This window comes from Streptomyces sp. OfavH-34-F, from assembly GCF_022347745.1.
GTDB lineage: Bacteria > Actinomycetota > Actinomycetes > Streptomycetales > Streptomycetaceae > Streptomyces.
In genome coordinates this window covers 1-15,548 of sequence record NZ_JAKRGC010000029.1, presented here as the reverse complement: position 1 = coordinate 15,548, position 15,548 = coordinate 1, and the positions used below count along the sequence as shown (strand labels likewise).

Genomic DNA, 15,548 nt, shown 5'->3' with positions numbered 1-15,548 from the left:
GGCGTCATCCCTTCACGGCGCCGGAGGTGAGGCCGGTCGCCATGTGCTTCTGCACGAGCAGGAAGAAGGCCACGACCGGAATGGCGATCAGCGTGGAGGCGGCCATCAGCGCCCCGTAGTCGATGCCGCGCGAGGTCGTGAAGTTCATCAGCCACACGTTGAGGGTGTACTTGTCGTTGTCCTGGAGGACGACGTAGGCCAGCAGGTACTCGTTCCACGCCGTGATGAGCGAGAAGATCGAGGCGGCGGCGAGGCCGGGGGCCAGCAGCGGGAAGGTGACCCGCCAGAAGGCGCCCATCCGGCTGCAGCCGTCGACCATGGCCGACTCCTCCAGCTCCTGCGGGATGTTGATCACGAAGCCGCGGATCATCCAGGTGGCGAACGGCAGGGTGGAGACGAGGTAGATGACGATGACGCCCCAGTACTCGTTCAGCCCACCGAGGTCGTTCAGCTGGATGTAGATGGGAATGAGCATCGCCGTCGGGGGCAGGAGCTGGACGACGAGCAGCACGATCATGAAGAACTTGCGGCCGCGGAACTGGAACCGGCCGATCGCGAAGGCGGCGATCGTGGCGAGCAGCATGCCGCCCAGGACGGCGACGCCGCAGACGATCAGGCTGGACTCGATGGCGGTGCCGAAGTTCGGCTGGTTGATGGCGCGGGAGAAGTTGTCGAATGTGATCGACGACGGCCAGAGGGTCTGGTCGTAGCTGCGGATCTCCGCGTTGGGGCGCAGCGCGCTGATCACCAGCCAGTAGACCGGGAAGGCCATGAGCACGAAGGCGACGAGGCCGGCGATGTTGTAGCCGATGCGGCTCTTCTTGCGGTCCGGTCGGAGGACCTGGGGGGTGGAGGTGCTCACTCGACCTCTCCGATCTTGAGCAGCTGGCGCAGGTAGTACACGGCGACGCCGGAGAGCAGCAGGACCGTGATGAGCGAGATGGCAGCACCCTGGCTGAACGAGTTGGACTCGAACGCTTTCTCGAAGGAGTAGATGCCGAGGACGGAGTACTCCGGCTCGGGCTTGTTGCCGCGCATCAGGAAGATCTGGGCGAAGACGTTGAAGTCCCAGAGCACGGAGAGGGTGGCGACCATCTGGAAGACGGGCTTGATGACCGGCCAGGTGACGAAGCGGAAGATCCCGGTCGTGCCGGCGCCGTCCAGGGACGCGGCCTCCTCCAGTTCCTGGGGGACCTGGGTGAGCGCGGCGTAGAGCGTCACGGTGACGAACGGGATGGCTCCCCAGACGACGACCGCGCCGATGATGACGAAGCCCTGCTTCGGGTCGAGGAACCAGTTGTGGCCCTGCGCGTCGATCCCGAGGTACTTGGTGAGCACCATGTTGAGGACGCCGTAGTCGGAGTCCGCGAACCACCGGAAGATGGAGGTGGCGACCAGCAGCGGCATCGACCAGGCGGCGATCAGCGCGGCGGTCAGCAGCAGCCGGACCCAGGTGGACATCCGCTGCATGATCATGGCCAGGGCGAGGCCGCCGGCCATGGTGGCGACCACGCAGACGACCATGAAGATGACCGTCCGCCAGACGACGTCCCAGAACTCGCCGTCGCCGAGGATGTTGGTGAACTGGTCGAAGCCGACCCACGGCGGGCTGTCTCCGGACCAGAGTTCGCGCCGGCCCACGTCCTGGAAGGACATGATGATCGTCTTGATGAAGGGCCAGACGAAGACTGCGGCGATGGCGACGAACGCCGGTGCTATGAGGAGGTACGGCAGCAGAGCGCCGGCCTTCCGCGGTTTACGGTTCACGTTCTTCGCGAGCTGAGGTTCGCTCTCAGGGGCCCGCGGGACGGACACCGGCGGGTCGGCTGCTTTCATATCGGCGGCACTCATTGTGCTTGCCTTCCGTTTCGGACCGGATACCGGAGGACGGGGGTGGCAGCCCCTTTCGGGCCCACCACCCCCGCAGATGATCAGCTGAGTCGGTATCGCACGCTCACCGACTCGTCATGCCGTGAGCCAGGGGCTCAGGACTCCTTGTTGATCATCGAGTCGATCTCCGCGTCGGCCGCCTTGGTGGCCTCCTCGACCGACTTGCCCTTGATGATGTCGAGCAGCATGATCTCGAGCGTTTCCTTCTTCTCGATCGCGGTCCAGCCGGGGGCGATCGGGGTGAACCAGGCGTCCGGGACGGCGTTGGCGACGGCCGCGGTCTCCGGCTTGGCCTTCAGCGGCTCGAGCTGCTTGGTGTTGTTCGGGAGGATGTTCTTCGAGGCGAGAACCTCCTCCGACTTCTCGGAGGTGAAGAGCGCGATCCACTCCTCGCCGAGGTCCTGGATCTTCGACTTGGAGATGGTGGCGAGGTCCGAGCCGCCGATGAAGGAGGGGAGCGCCTTGCCGTTCGGGCCGGGCATACCGGCCGTGGCGATCTTGCCTTCCAGCTTCGGGTTGCCGTTCGCCTTGGAGTCGACGACGCTGCCGGCCTCCCAGCCGTTGCCGTAGAGAAGCGCGGTCTTCTCGTTGGCCATGACGTTGGCGTGGTCCGCCTCGTCCTTGGTCTTGTCGCCGTGGTTGTACTTCTTGACGAGCTCGACGAACTCGGTGATGCCCTTCTGGGCCTCCGGGGTCGAGAGAGTGGACTTCCACTCCTTCTTGCCCTCGTCGTACTTGGCGATCTGGCCGCCCTCGGCAGCGACGTAGGACATCGCGGCGTACCAGTAGCGACCCGGCAGGTACAGCGGCGAGAACGCCTTGTCCTTGCCGTACTTCTCGCCGATCTTGTCGAGCGCGGCGGTCAGCTCGTCCTGGGTCTCGGGAAGGGTGTCCTTGCCGGTGCCGGCCTTGAACATGTCCTTGTTGTAAATCGCGACACGGGCGCCGGCGTAGTAAGGAACGCAGTACTGCTTGCCCTCGAAGGCGCAGGTGTCCGCGAGGCCCTTGATCCAGGTGTCCGAGTTCTCGTACTTCTTCGGGTCGATCTCGCCGAGCGCCCCGTTGAGGATGTAGGTCATGGTCTCGGTGTTGCCGAGCTCCACCACATCCGGGAACTTGTCGCCGGCCAGAGCGGCGTCGAGCTTCTTGGCCTTGTCGCCCCACTGCTGGTACTGGACCTTGACCGTGACATTGGGGTACTTGGCCTTGAACTGCTTGTTGACGTCCTTGACCAGTTCCGGCCATGTGCTCTGCGCGTCCGACATCAGCCAGACGGTGAGCGTTTCCTTGCGGTCCTTCGGGTCCTTCGACGAGGCCTTGTCGTCGTCCGAACCGCACGCCGCGATGGAAACCAACATGCCCGCGACGCCGATCGCCGCGATGAGCTTGCGCTTCACGCCACCCTCCTCAGGGATGCTGCAACCCCTGCCCACCACGCAAGACAACGTCGACGAGTACTGCTGGGGCTGGGACCTGGTCTTTAATGGTTTAGACCAGTACCGGGAGCTTGGCCTAGACCTTTAGGGGTGTCAAGGGTGTATAAGAAGTGCACTCGCGTCCGTTATAGGACCGACACCTGAGGGAGGGCGACCAGCCGTGACCGGACCGTGCCACCATGTGAGCCGCGACAGACGGAGGAGCCGGTGACGGCAGCAACGCAGCAGTCGGGAAGGCGGGCCATGGGTGCCGACGGGGGCAGTACGGACAACGAGACGGGCGCGGGAGCCGGCGCGCGGACCGCGCGTGTCCCCAAGTACTACCGGCTGAAGCGACATCTCCTCGACATGACGGACACCATGCCGCCGGGCACTCCCGTTCCCCCGGAACGGACCCTGGCGGCGGAGTTCGACACCTCGCGCACCACCGTGCGCCAGGCGCTCCAGGAGCTGGTCGTCGAGGGCCGGCTGGAGCGCATCCAGGGCAAGGGCACCTTCGTCGCCAAGCCGAAGGTCTCCCAGGCGCTGCAACTCACCTCCTACACCGAGGACATGCGCGCCCAGGGGCTCGAACCCACCTCGCAGCTCCTGGACATCGGCTATGTCACCGCCGACGACACCCTCGCCGGGCTGCTCGACATCAGCGCCGGCGGACGCGTGCTGCGCATCGAGCGCCTGCGTCTGGCGAGCGGCGAGCCGATGGCCATCGAGACCACCCACCTCTCGGCCAAGCGCTTCCCGGCGCTGCGCCGTTCGCTGGTGAAGTACACCTCGCTCTACACCGCGCTGGCCGAGGTGTACGACGTCCGGCTGGCGGAGGCCGAGGAGACCATCGAGACCTCCCTGGCCACGCCGCGCGAGGCCGGCCTGCTCGGCACGGACGTCGGCCTGCCGATGCTGATGCTGTCCCGGCACTCGCTGGACGAGCAGGGCGAGCCGGTCGAGTGGGTGCGGTCCGTCTACCGCGGCGACCGCTACAAGTTCGTGGCCCGGCTGAAGCGTCCGCTGGACTGACCCCTCGCACGCATGTCCTCGCCCACGGCCCCCGGACCCGCCTCCGGGGGCCGTTCGGCGTGCCGCGACCCGTCCCCGCACCGGATTGGACCGGACCAACTCGCGGACGTTTGGCGCCATTCCGGCCATCCGACCGGTCCGTGACGACCGTTGCCGGACCGCAATGCGGACAGGGGGTGACGGTGGCCGGGACGCTCCCCTAGATTTCCTGCGCACTACAGGTGATCAGCGAGGGGACGGAGTCGCCGCCATGCCGGAAGAACCAGAAGGAAAGCCACCCGTCGTCACACCGGCGCGGGTGGTCATCGCGCTCTGTCTCGTCGCGCCGTTCGTGGCGATGCTCTGGGTGGGTTCGTACGCGAAGACCGACCCTGCCTTCATCGGCATCCCCTTCTTCTACTGGTACCAGATGCTCTGGGTGCTGATCTCCACGGCGCTCACGATGGTCGCGTACAAGCTGTGGCAGCGTGACCAGCGCGCCCGCAAGGGGGGTGCGTCGGCATGACGGACGGGGTCAACGGCGTCGCGCTCGCCGTCTTCATCTTCTTCTTCGTGGCCGTCACGGTCATGGGCTTCATGGCCGCCCGCTGGCGCAAGGCCGAGAACGAGGCCAGCCTCGACGAATGGGGCCTGGGCGGACGGTCGTTCGGCACCTGGGTGACCTGGTTCCTGCTCGGCGGCGACCTCTACACCGCGTACACCTTCGTCGCCGTTCCGGCGGCGATCTACGCGGCGGGCGCGGCCGGCTTCTTCGCGGTCCCGTACACCATCCTGGTCTACCCGCTGATCTTCACCTTCCTGCCGCGCCTGTGGTCGGTCTCGCACAAGCACGGCTACGTCACCACCTCGGACTTCGTCCGCGGCCGTTTCGGCTCCAAGGGGCTCTCGCTGGCCGTCGCGGTCACCGGCATCCTCGCCACCATGCCGTACATCGCGCTCCAACTCGTCGGCATCCAGGCGGTGCTGGACGTGATGGGCGTCGGCGGCGGCGAGAACACCAACTGGTTCGTCAAGGACCTGCCGCTGCTCATCGCCTTCGCGGTGCTCGCCGCGTACACCTACTCCTCGGGGCTGCGGGCGCCCGCGCTGATCGCGTTCGTCAAGGACGGGCTGATCTACCTCGTCATCGCGGTGGCGATCATCTACATCCCGATCAAGCTCGGCGGCTTCGACGACGTCTTCGCCGCCGCCCAGGACAAGTTCACCGAAGCGGGCGCGGGCGGCCTGGTGCCCGCCGAGGCCGGGCAGTGGGGGTACGCGACGCTGGCGCTGGGCTCCGCGCTCGCCCTGTTCATGTACCCGCACTCCATCACGGCGACGCTCTCCAGCCGCAGCCGTGAGGTGATCCGCCGCAACACCACCATCCTGCCGCTGTACTCCCTGATGCTGGGCCTGCTCGCGCTGCTCGGCTTCATGGCGATCGCGGCCGGCGTCAAGGTGGACAACGGCCAGCTCGCCATCCCGCAGCTGTTCGAGAACATGTTCCCCGACTGGTTCGCCGGGGTGGCGTTCGCCGCAATCGGCATCGGCGCCCTGGTACCCGCCGCGATCATGTCCATCGCCGCCGCCAACCTCTTCACCCGCAACATCTACAAGGACTTCCTCAAGCCGGACGCGACGCCCGAGCAGGAGACCAAGGTCTCCAAGGTGGTCTCGCTGCTGGTCAAGGTCGGCGCGCTCGCCTTCGTCCTCACCATGGACAAGACGGTCGCGATCAACTTCCAGCTGCTGGGCGGCATCTGGATCCTCCAGACCATGCCGGCCCTGGTCGGCGGGCTGTTCACCCGCTGGTTCCACCGCTGGGCGCTGCTGGCCGGCTGGGCGGCCGGGATGATCTACGGCACGGCCGCCGCGTACGGGGTCGCCAGCCCGACCCAGAAGCACTTCGGCGGCTCCTCCGACAAGATCCCCGGTATCGGCGAGATCGGCTACATCGGGCTGACGGCCTTCGTGCTGAACGTCGCGGTCACCGTGGTGCTGACCCTCGTCCTGAACGCCGTCAAGGCGCCCGCCGGCATCGACGAGACCTCGCCGGGCGACTACACCGCGGACGCGGGCGACCCGGGCGTCAAGACCGAGCTGCCGCCGGCCACCGCGGGGGCGCCGGGCGGCCACTGACCGCCCGCGCCCGGCGCGCACGACACAACATGTGGGGGCTGTCCGATCGGGCAGCCCCCACATGTATGCTCATGCTCGCTGTCGCCGCAGGGGAATCCGGTGCGAATCCGGAACTGTCCCGCAACGGTGTATTCGGTGCGCTTTCGCGCACCCGTCAGTCCGAGGACCTGCCGACAGCGCGTCCGGTTCGACCGAGCCGGGCGCCCAGACGTCCGGGCCTCGTGGGATGGGCCGGTGGACGCCGTACGGAGTGCTGCCCCGCGCCGGGCCCGCTCCTGCCCGGCTGCCCCCGCTCCCCGCCGGCCCAGAGCCGAGCGAGGGAGAGCACCCCGTGACCATCGCGCCAGCCGATCCGGCCGCGGCGGCCGGTTCCGCACCGAGCGGACCCGCGAGCGACGGGCCCGGCACCGCACTGCTGCGGACCCTGACCGACCTCACCGCCGACCTGCCCGACACCGACCCGGGCCGGGTCGCCGCCACCGCCCTGCGCGGCCGCAGCGCCCGGTCCGACGCGGCCGAACTGCGCGCCCTGGCCACCGAGGCCGCGGCCGGGCTGATCTCCGAGGACCCCGCCTACTCCCGGCTCGCCGCCCGGCTGCTCACCCGGTCCATCGCGGACGAGGCCGCCGGCCAGGGCGCCACCTCGTTCTCCGCGTCCGTCACCGTGGGCCACCGCGAGGGCCTGATCGCGGACCGCACCGCCGCCTTCGTCACCGCACACGCGGCGGCGCTCGACGCGCTGGTGGAACGGGCCCTCGCGGACGGCGCCGACGACCGGTTCGGCTACTTCGGACTGCGCACCCTGCACAGCCGCTACCTGCTGCGCCACCCGCACACCCGCCAGGTCGTCGAGACGCCCCAGCACTTCATGCTCCGGGTCGCCGCCGGGCTCGCCGAGGACGAGTCCGCGCGGGCGCTGGACGAGGTCGCCGCGCTGTACGGGCTGATGAGCCGGCTGGACTACCTGCCCTCCTCGCCCACCCTCTTCAACTCCGGCACCCGCCACCCGCAGATGTCCTCCTGCTATCTGCTGGACTCGCCGCTGGACGAGCTGGACTCCATCTACGACCGCTACCACCAGGTGGCCCGGCTCTCCAAGCACGCGGGCGGCATCGGCCTGTCCTACTCCCGGGTGCGCGCCCGCGGCTCCCTGATCCGGGGCACCAACGGGCACTCCAACGGCATCGTGCCGTTCCTCAAGACGCTGGACGCCTCCGTCGCCGCCGTGAACCAGGGCGGCCGGCGCAAGGGTGCCGCCGCGGTGTACCTGGAGACCTGGCACGCGGACATCGAGGAGTTCCTGGAGCTGCGCGACAACACCGGCGAGGACGCCCGCCGCACGCACAACCTGAACCTGGCGCACTGGATTCCGGACGAGTTCATGCGGCGGGTGGACGCCGACGGCACCTGGTCGCTGTTCTCCCCGGCGGACGTGCCGGAGCTGGTGGACCTGTGGGGCGACGCGTTCGACGCCGCGTACCGGGCGGCCGAGGCGAAGGGCCTGGCCCGCAAGACCCTGCCGGCCCGCGAGCTGTACGGCCGGATGATGCGCACCCTGGCGCAGACGGGCCAGGGCTGGATGACGTTCAAGGACGCGTCCAACCGCACCGCCAACCAGACCGCCGAGCCGGGCCGGGTGGTGCACTCCTCGAACCTGTGCACCGAGATCCTGGAGGTCACCGACGACGGCGAGACCGCCGTGTGCAACCTCGGCTCGGTCAACCTGGGGGCGTTCGTCGCGGACGGCTCGATCGACTGGGAGCGCCTGGACGCCACCGTGCGCACGGCGGTGACCTTCCTGGACCGGGTGGTGGACATCAACTTCTACCCGACCGAGGAGGCCGGCCGGTCCAACGCCCGCTGGCGGCCGGTGGGCCTGGGCGCCATGGGGCTCCAGGACGTGTTCTTCCGGCTCCGGCTCCCCTTCGACTCGCCGGAGGCCCGCGCGCTCTCCACGAAGATCGCCGAGCGGATCATGCTCGCGGCCTACGAGGCGTCCTGCGACCTCGCGGAGCGCTCCGGCCCGCTGCCCGCCTGGTCCGAGACCCGGGCCGCGCGCGGGGTCCTGCACCCCGACCACTACGCCACCGAGCCGGCCTGGCCGGAGCGCTGGGAGGTGCTGCGCGCCCGGGTCGCGCGGTCCGGGATGCGCAACTCGCTGCTCCTGGCCATCGCCCCGACGGCCACGATCGCCTCCATCGCGGGCGTCTACGAGTGCGTCGAGCCCCAGGTGTCGAACCTCTTCAAGCGCGAGACGCTGAGCGGGGAGTTCCTCCAGGTCAACGGCTACCTGGTGGAGGACCTGAAGCGGCTGGGCGTGTGGGACGCGCGGACGCGTGAGGCGCTGCGCGAGTCGAACGGCTCGGTACGGGACTTCGCCTGGATTCCCGAGGAGGTGCGGGCGCTGTACCGCACCGCGTGGGAGATCCCGCAGCGCGCCCTGATCGACATGGCCGCGGCCCGTACGCCGTACCTGGACCAGAGCCAGTCGCTCAACCTGTTCCTGGAGACGCCGACGATCGGGAAGCTCTCCTCGATGTACGCGTACGCCTGGAAGCAGGGCCTGAAGACGACGTACTACCTGCGGTCCCGGCCGGCGACCCGGATCGCGCGGGCCGCGTCCGGCCGGGCCGCGGCCGCCGCCCCCGTCCCCGTGCAGCAGGCGCCCGACGCGGACGCCATCGCCTGCTCCCTGGAAAACCCCGAATCCTGCGAGGCCTGCCAGTGACCACCACCGCCACCGAGAAGAACCTGCTCGACCCGGGCTTCGAACTGACCCTGCGGCCGATGCGCTACCCGGACTTCTACGAGCGCTACCGGGACGCGATCAAGAACACCTGGCACGTGGAGGAGGTCGATCTCCACTCGGACGTGGCCGACCTGGCGAAGATGACGCCCGCCGAGCAGCACCTGATCGGCCGGCTGGTGGCGTTCTTCGCGACGGGTGACTCGATCGTCGCGAACAACCTGGTGCTGACGCTGTACAAGCACATCAACTCCCCCGAGGCCCGGCTGTACCTGTCGCGGCAGCTGTTCGAGGAGGCCGTGCACGTCCAGTTCTATCTGACGCTGCTCGACACCTACCTGCCCGACCCGGACGACCGGGCCGCCGCCTTCGCGGCCGTGGAGAACATCCCCTCCATCCGCGAGAAGGCGCAGTTCTGCTTCCGGTGGATGGACTCGGTGGAGAAGATCGACCGGCTGGAGACGAAGGCGGACCGCCGCCGTTTCCTGCTCAACCTGATCTGCTTCGCGGCGTGCATCGAGGGGCTGTTCTTCTACGGCGCCTTCGCGTACGTGTACTGGTTCCGCTCGCGCGGTCTGCTGCACGGCCTCGCCACGGGCACCAACTGGGTCTTCCGCGACGAGACGATGCACATGAACTTCGCGTTCGAGGTCGTGGACACCGTCCGCAAGGAGGAGCCGGACCTCTTCGACGACGAGCTGGAGCGGCAGGTCACCGACATGCTGCGGGAGGCCGTCGAGGCGGAGCTGCAGTTCGGGCGCGATCTGTGCGGGGACGGGCTGCCCGGCATGAACACCGATTCGATGCGCGCGTACCTGGAGTGCGTGGCCGACCAGCGGCTGGTCCGGCTGGGCTTCCCGGCGGTGTACGGCTCGCAGAACCCGTTCGCGTTCATGGAGCTCCAGGGGGTCCAGGAGCTGACGAACTTCTTCGAGCGGCGCCCCTCCGCCTACCAGGTGGCGGTGGAGGGCTCGGTCTCCTTCGACGACGAGTTCTAGGACACGCCCTAGATCCTCGCCCAGCTCCTGACGTACGGACGCCGTGCGGCCCCCGCCGGCCGCGCGGCGTCCGCGCTTTGCGGTGGGTGGGTGCTCCGGTCCTGTTCCGCTTCGCGCAGCTCGCGGTCGATGCGGCGCTCGCGGGCGATGCCGAGCACGGCCGGCAGCAGGACGAGGGCGAAAAGTGCGGAAATGCCGAGGAGGTCGAGGAATGTGTTCATGCCTCTACTGTCCTTGTCCGGGCGATCCGACGGCAGTGGCAGGACTGTCACACAGCATCGAATTACTGCCACACTGATGCCATGCTGAACAACGTCGCCGCCCTGATGCTCGATGACGTCCACCCGTTCGAACTCGGCGTGCTGTGCGAGGTGTTCGGCCTCGACCGCAGCGACGACGGGCTGCCGGTACACGATTTCGCCGTGGTCTCCGGCGAGGGGCCCCGGCTGCGGACCCACGCCGGGTTCACCATCGAGACCCCCTACGGCCTCGACCGGCTGGAGGAGGCGGACCTGATCGCCGTGCCGGCGGGCAGCCGCTTCGGGGACCGGGAGTTCCCTGAGGAGGTGCTGGCCGCGCTGCGCACGGCCGTGGACCGGGGGGCCCGGGTCCTCAGCGTGTGCTCGGGGGCCTATCTGCTGGGCGCGGCCGGGCTGCTGGACGGCCGTCGCTGCACCACGCACTGGCGGCACGCCGACGACCTGGCCCGCCGCTTCCCGGCCGCCGCGGTCGAGCCGGACGTGCTGTACGTGGAGGACGGGCCGGTCACCACGTCGGCGGGGACGGCGGCGGGGATCGACGCCTGCCTGCACCTGGTCCGCCAGGCGTACGGGCCGGCCGCGGCCAACACCATCGCCCGCCGGATGGTGGTGCCCCCGCACCGGGACGGGGGCCAGGCGCAGTACATCGAGCGGCCGCTCCCCCGCACCCGGTGCGACACGGTGGGCGACACGCTGGCGTGGATGGAGCGCCACCTCGACCGGGAGATGACCGTCGAGCAGCTCGCCGCCCAGGCGCACATGTCGCCGCGCACCTTCGCCCGCCGCTTTCAGCAGGAGACCGGCACCACGCCGTACCGCTGGCTGCTTCGCCAGCGCGTCCTGCTCGCCCAGCACCTGCTGGAGACGTCCGAGGAGACGATGGACACGATCGCCGGGCGGACCGGCTTCGGCAACGCGGCCGCCCTGCGCCACCAGTTCGTCCGGGCGCTGGGCACGACGCCGCAGGCCTACCGGCGCACCTTCCGGGGGCCGTCCGCCGTCACCGAGGCGGCCTGACCGGCGGGGCGCCGAGCGGGTGGGGCCGCCGGGCAGCGGCGGCCCCACCCGCGGTTCAGATGCCGCAGCTGGGCGCCGACCAGAAGCGGTTGGGGCCCTGGTTCACGTGGACGTGGTCGTTGTGACCGGGGTAACCGGGGCCGAGGATGCCCCGGAAGCCGTGGTAGCGGGCCTGCTTGGCGAGGGTGCAGAAGGAGATCCCGCCGAGGTCGGCCGCGTCGCCGTACAGGTGGCGGCTGTTGGTGGCGCCGCCGACCGCGCTGTTGCAGGAGGTCGAGCGGAACCCGCTGTTGACGTTGATGGGCCGGTCACCGAGCGCGTGGCGCAGGGCCTCCAGCTTCCACATGGTGGTCAGCGCGTTGTACCGGGCGGTGGCCGCCGAGACCGCGCCGCCGGACCAGGTGCTGTTGCAGCGGTTCATCTCGGCGTAGGTGAAGTGGGCCGGGGTGCAGTCGCTGTCCTGGAGGGCGTAGATCTTGGACTGGGTCGCGGGGCCGGCGATGCCGTCGGCGGCCAGCCCGTAGGCGGCCTGGAAGCGCTTGACGGCGGCCGTGGTGGCGGGGCCGTACGAGCCGTCGATGGCGAGGACGGAGTTGTAGCCGGGGTATCCGGCGACCCGGATCTGGAGCTGGGTGACATCGTTGCCCGTGGCCCCCGGCTTCAGCGTGCGGGTCCAGGTGTAGCAGCCGTCCGCCTGGGCGGTGCCGGCGGTGACCACGGCACCACCCCAGGCGAACGCCATGGTCATGACAAGGCTGAGCAGCAGTCGTGCGGATCGTCTGATCACGGGGGCTCCCTACCACGGTGGAGGTTGTCGTCACGAGCCTGGCGGACGAGTCGACGCGCGTCAACTACGCGTGTAGAAATGGCAATTGACATCGCGGCGAACGAGGGCGGTCCGCTGCCGGTCCGGCAGCGACGGCCCGAGAGCCCCGCCCGGGAAACGAACGGCGGGCCCGGACCGGGTGAACCGGGCGGGCCCGCGCGGGCGCGTGGAGAGGGGTCAGTCGTTGGGGACGACCTCGTAGCGCGGGGTGTTCTCCGCCATCTGCCGCAGCGCGTCCTTGCGGTCGCGCTTGGAGAGCCGGTCGATGTACAGGTAGCCGTACAGGTGGTCCGTCTCGTGCTGGAGGCAGCGCGCGAAGTACCCGGTGCCGCGCACCCGGACGGGGTTGCCCCGGGCGTCCTGGCCGCGCACCACCGCGTAGTCGGGGCGGGCCAGCGAGGCGTACGCCGTCGGGACGGAGAGGCAGCCCTCGTTGGAGTCGTCCAGGACCCGCGCCTCGGGCGGCAGCTCCTCCAGGACCGGGTTGCAGACGGCGCCCACGTGCCGCACGCCGTCGTCGTCGGGGCAGTCGTAGACGAAGACCTTGAGGTCCACGCCGATCTGGTTGGCGGCCAGGCCGACGCCCTCCGCCGTCCGCTGGCTCGCGAACATGTCGTCGATCAGCGCGGCCAGTTCGTCGCCGAACTCCGTGACGTCCTTGCACTCCTTGTGCAGGACCGGGTTGCCCACGACCGTGATCGGACGGGAGGTGCCGCGCTCGCGGTGGGCCTTCTCGCGCGCCTCACAGTCCTCGGTGTCGATGAGGAAGCCCTCCTCGTCGACGCTGACCTGCTCGTCCGTCTCCTGCTGCGCCATGTCCGCCGTACGCCTTCCTCAAAACCCGAATCGGTGCGTCCATAGCCTACGGGCACGCGTCAGCAGACTTCTTCGAGATCCCGCCACTCGCGGCTGTCCGGGCTGTCCGCCACCCAGCCGTCCAGCAGGCCGCGCACCAGTCCGGCCGGGGCCGCCAGGCCGCACTCGCGCTCCGGCACCCACAGCTCACCGGCCGTGCGGTGGCCCAGCGGACCGGGATGTCCGGGCTCGCTGTGGTCGTGCGGGTCCAGGTGCTCGCCGTCGCCCTCGTCGCTCTCCATCCGGCTCTCCGAGCAGGAACGACACAGCAGCCGCACCGACGAGGACCAGTCCTCGGCGGCGAAGCCCGCGTCCGAGGCCAGCTGCTCCAGCGCGTCCCGGTCGGCCTCGGTGGCCGCTTCGAGCAGCACCACCCAGGTCGGCACGGGCGAGGGCGCCCACAGCTCGATCTCGTCGAACACCGGGTAGGACGGGCCCGCCGCGGTGACCCGCTCGCCGTTGGGCACCCCGTCGTGCAGCACGACCTCGCCCCAGCGCCGCCCCGAGGACGGCAGCGGGATCGACAGCACCTCGATCCGGGCCGGGTCCAGCCGGCGGCCCCAGACGACCTCCGCCTCGCCCTCCGGCGACAGCCGCACCGCGGCGCTGCCCAGCTCCATGCCGACCGGCTCGTTGCCCGCGGCCGGGGTCTGCTGGCCGCCGCCGGGCACCTTGAGCCCGTACGCCTGCCAGGCGCGGCGCGCGAGCGGCCAGTCCTGGAGGGCGGTCGCGGCGATGCCCACGTTCCACCAGTCCGGGGCGCCGGACTCCTTGTCGAGCAGGGCGACGGCCCGCAGGCCGGCGGCCCTCGCCTGTTCCCAGTCGTGCCGGAACTTGTGCAGCAGCGCCAGGTTGAACCACGACTCGGAGAGCCAGGGTTCCAGGTCCGCCGCCCGCGTCAGCAGCGCGCCCGCGTCCTCGTACCGGCCGTCGCCGATCAGCGTGAACGCGCGGTCCGTGGCCTGCCGCCAAGAGGCGGACGGCCGATGCCGTACCTTCCCGAAGATCCTCACGATTCCCGCCTGTCCCGACTGGACACCCTCGTTCTACCGCTCTCTTCGCATCCAACCATGCCGGGCCGGACGCCCGCTCATTACCCATCGGTTACCCGAGCGGGACCGGGGCAGCACCGTCCCTGGCCAGAACCCGGGCCAGCGCTTCCACCACCTGTGGCTGGTAGTCGTGCCCGGTTCCGAGCCTGAGCTGTTCCAGCGCACCCAGCGGCCCGGAGAGACTTTCCCCGCACAGGTCGTCGTATGCGTTCACGGCCCGGACGATCCTGGCGGACAGCGGCTGCTCGCGATAGGGGTCGGCCTGACGTTCGACCACGACGGCGACCCTGGGGTCCACCCCGGTCTGCCGGACCACCGCCCCGCCGAGCAGGGCGATCCGGCGCTGCTCGGCGGCCGGCAGCAGGGCCGTGGCCCCGGCCGGCACCGGGTCGACCAGCGAGAGCTGGCCGATGTCGTGCATCAGCGCGGCGTACTCCAGGACGGTCAGCTCGGGCCCGGTCAGCCCCATCTCACGGCCGACCGCCGTGCACAGCTCGGCCACCCGGCGGGCGTGGCCGTGCGGGGTGTAGCCGGCGATCTCGGTGGACCGGGCGAGGGAGGCGATGGTCTGCCGGTAGGTGGTGCGGACGGCGGCGAACCGGCGGAAGGAGAGCTGGGTCAGCAGCAGCGGCACGCACAGCACGGGCAGCGCCCACAGTCCGGCGGCGGCCACCCCGAGCGCCATGACGGCCCCGGTCGCGCAGACCGCCGACCCGATCCCGGTCAGCGCCCGCAGCTCGTCGCGCAGCAGCGGCCCGTACGGAACGGGCGTCGCGCGGGAGCCCCGGGGCCGGGTCCTGGCGCGCAGCAGGAGGGCGGCCAGGACGGCGTCGCACAGGGCGGTCAGGCCCAGCAGGAGCAGCAGGAACGCCGCGTAGTACGGGCCGTCGCCGAGCCAGCGTTCGCAGCGGCCGGAGTTGAACAGGGGCTGGAAGCACACCGCAGTGAAGGACACGGTGAGCAGCCGCCGGGCCACCTGGTCGGCGTCCGGGCCGTCGCCCCGCGCCAGCTGCGGCACCGAGGCGACGAGCTGGGCCGCGACCAGCACCGCGACCACCTGGAGCACCCCGTGGCCGGTGGGCTGTCCGTCACTGCGGCCGAGCAGGGCGTAGGCGAGGGCCCCGGCGGCACCGAGCGGCGCGGGTTCCCGCTCGCCGGGCCGGGCGCCCCGCCGGGCCAGTTCGCCGATGGTGACGAGGACGCCGAAGGCGAGGGCGTGGCCCGGTTCGCGCAGCCCGTACCAGAGGGTGTGGGCGAGCCCGGTGGCGGCGAGGAGCAGGGCGGCGGCGTGCACGGCCCGGGCGACGGGGGCCCGCCGGGTCCACCGGGGGGTCAT

At 70.2% G+C, this 15,548-nt stretch carries 14 protein-coding genes and 1 riboswitch; of the genes, 6 read left to right on the top strand and 8 right to left on the bottom strand.

Going from position 1 to position 15,548, the window contains the following annotated elements:
• Positions 1–4: 4 nt before the first annotated feature.
• The 3 genes from MHW47_RS07875 to MHW47_RS07865 form a co-directional block, all read right to left on the bottom strand.
• Complete coding sequence (locus tag MHW47_RS07875; RefSeq protein ID WP_239221909.1) at positions 5–862, bottom strand: carbohydrate ABC transporter permease; 858 nt, start codon at positions 860–862, stop codon at positions 5–7.
• On the bottom strand, positions 859–1,851 hold the full coding sequence (locus MHW47_RS07870) for a carbohydrate ABC transporter permease (protein WP_239221908.1): 993 nt from the start codon (positions 1,849–1,851) through the stop codon (positions 859–861). Before MHW47_RS07870 ends, MHW47_RS07875 begins: the two co-directional genes overlap by 4 nt.
• 134 nt (positions 1,852–1,985) lie before the next feature.
• On the bottom strand, positions 1,986–3,287 hold the full coding sequence (locus MHW47_RS07865; RefSeq protein ID WP_239221907.1) for a sugar ABC transporter substrate-binding protein: 1,302 nt from the start codon (positions 3,285–3,287) through the stop codon (positions 1,986–1,988).
• Positions 3,288–3,569: 282 nt separating this feature from the next.
• Here MHW47_RS07865 and MHW47_RS07860 point away from each other — a divergent pair, with 282 nt between their 5' ends.
• From MHW47_RS07860 to MHW47_RS07840, 5 genes are all read left to right on the top strand, one after another.
• Positions 3,570–4,340, top strand: coding sequence for a GntR family transcriptional regulator (locus MHW47_RS07860; protein ID WP_239221923.1), 771 nt, complete (start codon positions 3,570–3,572; stop codon positions 4,338–4,340).
• Between the two features lie 250 nt (positions 4,341–4,590).
• On the top strand, positions 4,591–4,845 hold the full coding sequence (locus tag MHW47_RS07855; protein WP_239221906.1) for a DUF3311 domain-containing protein: 255 nt from the start codon (positions 4,591–4,593) through the stop codon (positions 4,843–4,845).
• Positions 4,842–6,458, top strand: a complete 1,617-nt coding sequence (gene mctP / locus MHW47_RS07850; RefSeq protein WP_239221905.1) for a monocarboxylate uptake permease MctP — start codon at positions 4,842–4,844, stop codon at positions 6,456–6,458. Before MHW47_RS07855 ends, mctP begins: the two co-directional genes overlap by 4 nt.
• 58 nt (positions 6,459–6,516) lie before the next feature.
• Positions 6,517–6,648: riboswitch (cobalamin riboswitch) on the top strand.
• Between the two features lie 141 nt (positions 6,649–6,789).
• Positions 6,790–9,186, top strand: a complete 2,397-nt coding sequence (locus MHW47_RS07845; RefSeq protein ID WP_239221904.1) for a ribonucleoside-diphosphate reductase subunit alpha — start codon at positions 6,790–6,792, stop codon at positions 9,184–9,186.
• On the top strand, positions 9,183–10,202 hold the full coding sequence (locus tag MHW47_RS07840; protein WP_239221903.1) for a ribonucleotide-diphosphate reductase subunit beta: 1,020 nt from the start codon (positions 9,183–9,185) through the stop codon (positions 10,200–10,202). The genes MHW47_RS07845 and MHW47_RS07840 overlap by 4 nt, the downstream gene beginning before the upstream one ends.
• Before the next feature lie 8 nt (positions 10,203–10,210).
• On the opposite strand, the gene MHW47_RS07835 is transcribed toward MHW47_RS07840, so the two are convergent.
• Positions 10,211–10,423: a hypothetical protein gene (locus tag MHW47_RS07835; protein ID WP_239221902.1), complete on the bottom strand. Its 213-nt coding sequence runs from the start codon at positions 10,421–10,423 to the stop codon at positions 10,211–10,213.
• Positions 10,424–10,504: 81 nt separating this feature from the next.
• Here MHW47_RS07835 and MHW47_RS07830 point away from each other — a divergent pair, with 81 nt between their 5' ends.
• Positions 10,505–11,479: a GlxA family transcriptional regulator gene (locus MHW47_RS07830; protein WP_239221901.1), complete on the top strand. Its 975-nt coding sequence runs from the start codon at positions 10,505–10,507 to the stop codon at positions 11,477–11,479.
• Between the two features lie 55 nt (positions 11,480–11,534).
• Here MHW47_RS07830 and MHW47_RS07825 read toward each other — a convergent pair whose 3' ends face one another.
• The 4 genes from MHW47_RS07825 to MHW47_RS07810 all read right to left on the bottom strand — a co-directional run bounded on the left by MHW47_RS07825 (position 11,535) and on the right by MHW47_RS07810 (position 15,548).
• Complete coding sequence (locus tag MHW47_RS07825) at positions 11,535–12,266, bottom strand: D-Ala-D-Ala carboxypeptidase family metallohydrolase (RefSeq protein ID WP_239221900.1); 732 nt, start codon at positions 12,264–12,266, stop codon at positions 11,535–11,537.
• A 216-nt stretch (positions 12,267–12,482) separates the two neighbouring features.
• The gene (gene def, locus MHW47_RS07820) at positions 12,483–13,121 is read right to left on the bottom strand and encodes a peptide deformylase (protein ID WP_239221899.1); all 639 of its coding nucleotides are present in this window, start codon (positions 13,119–13,121) and stop codon (positions 12,483–12,485) included.
• A 59-nt stretch (positions 13,122–13,180) separates the two neighbouring features.
• Entirely contained in the window at positions 13,181–14,173 is a 993-nt protein-coding gene (locus MHW47_RS07815) for a hypothetical protein (protein WP_239221898.1), read from the bottom strand.
• 91 nt (positions 14,174–14,264) lie between these two features.
• A complete protein-coding gene (locus MHW47_RS07810) occupies positions 14,265–15,548 on the bottom strand; it encodes an HD-GYP domain-containing protein (RefSeq protein WP_239221897.1) in 1,284 nt (427 codons plus the stop codon).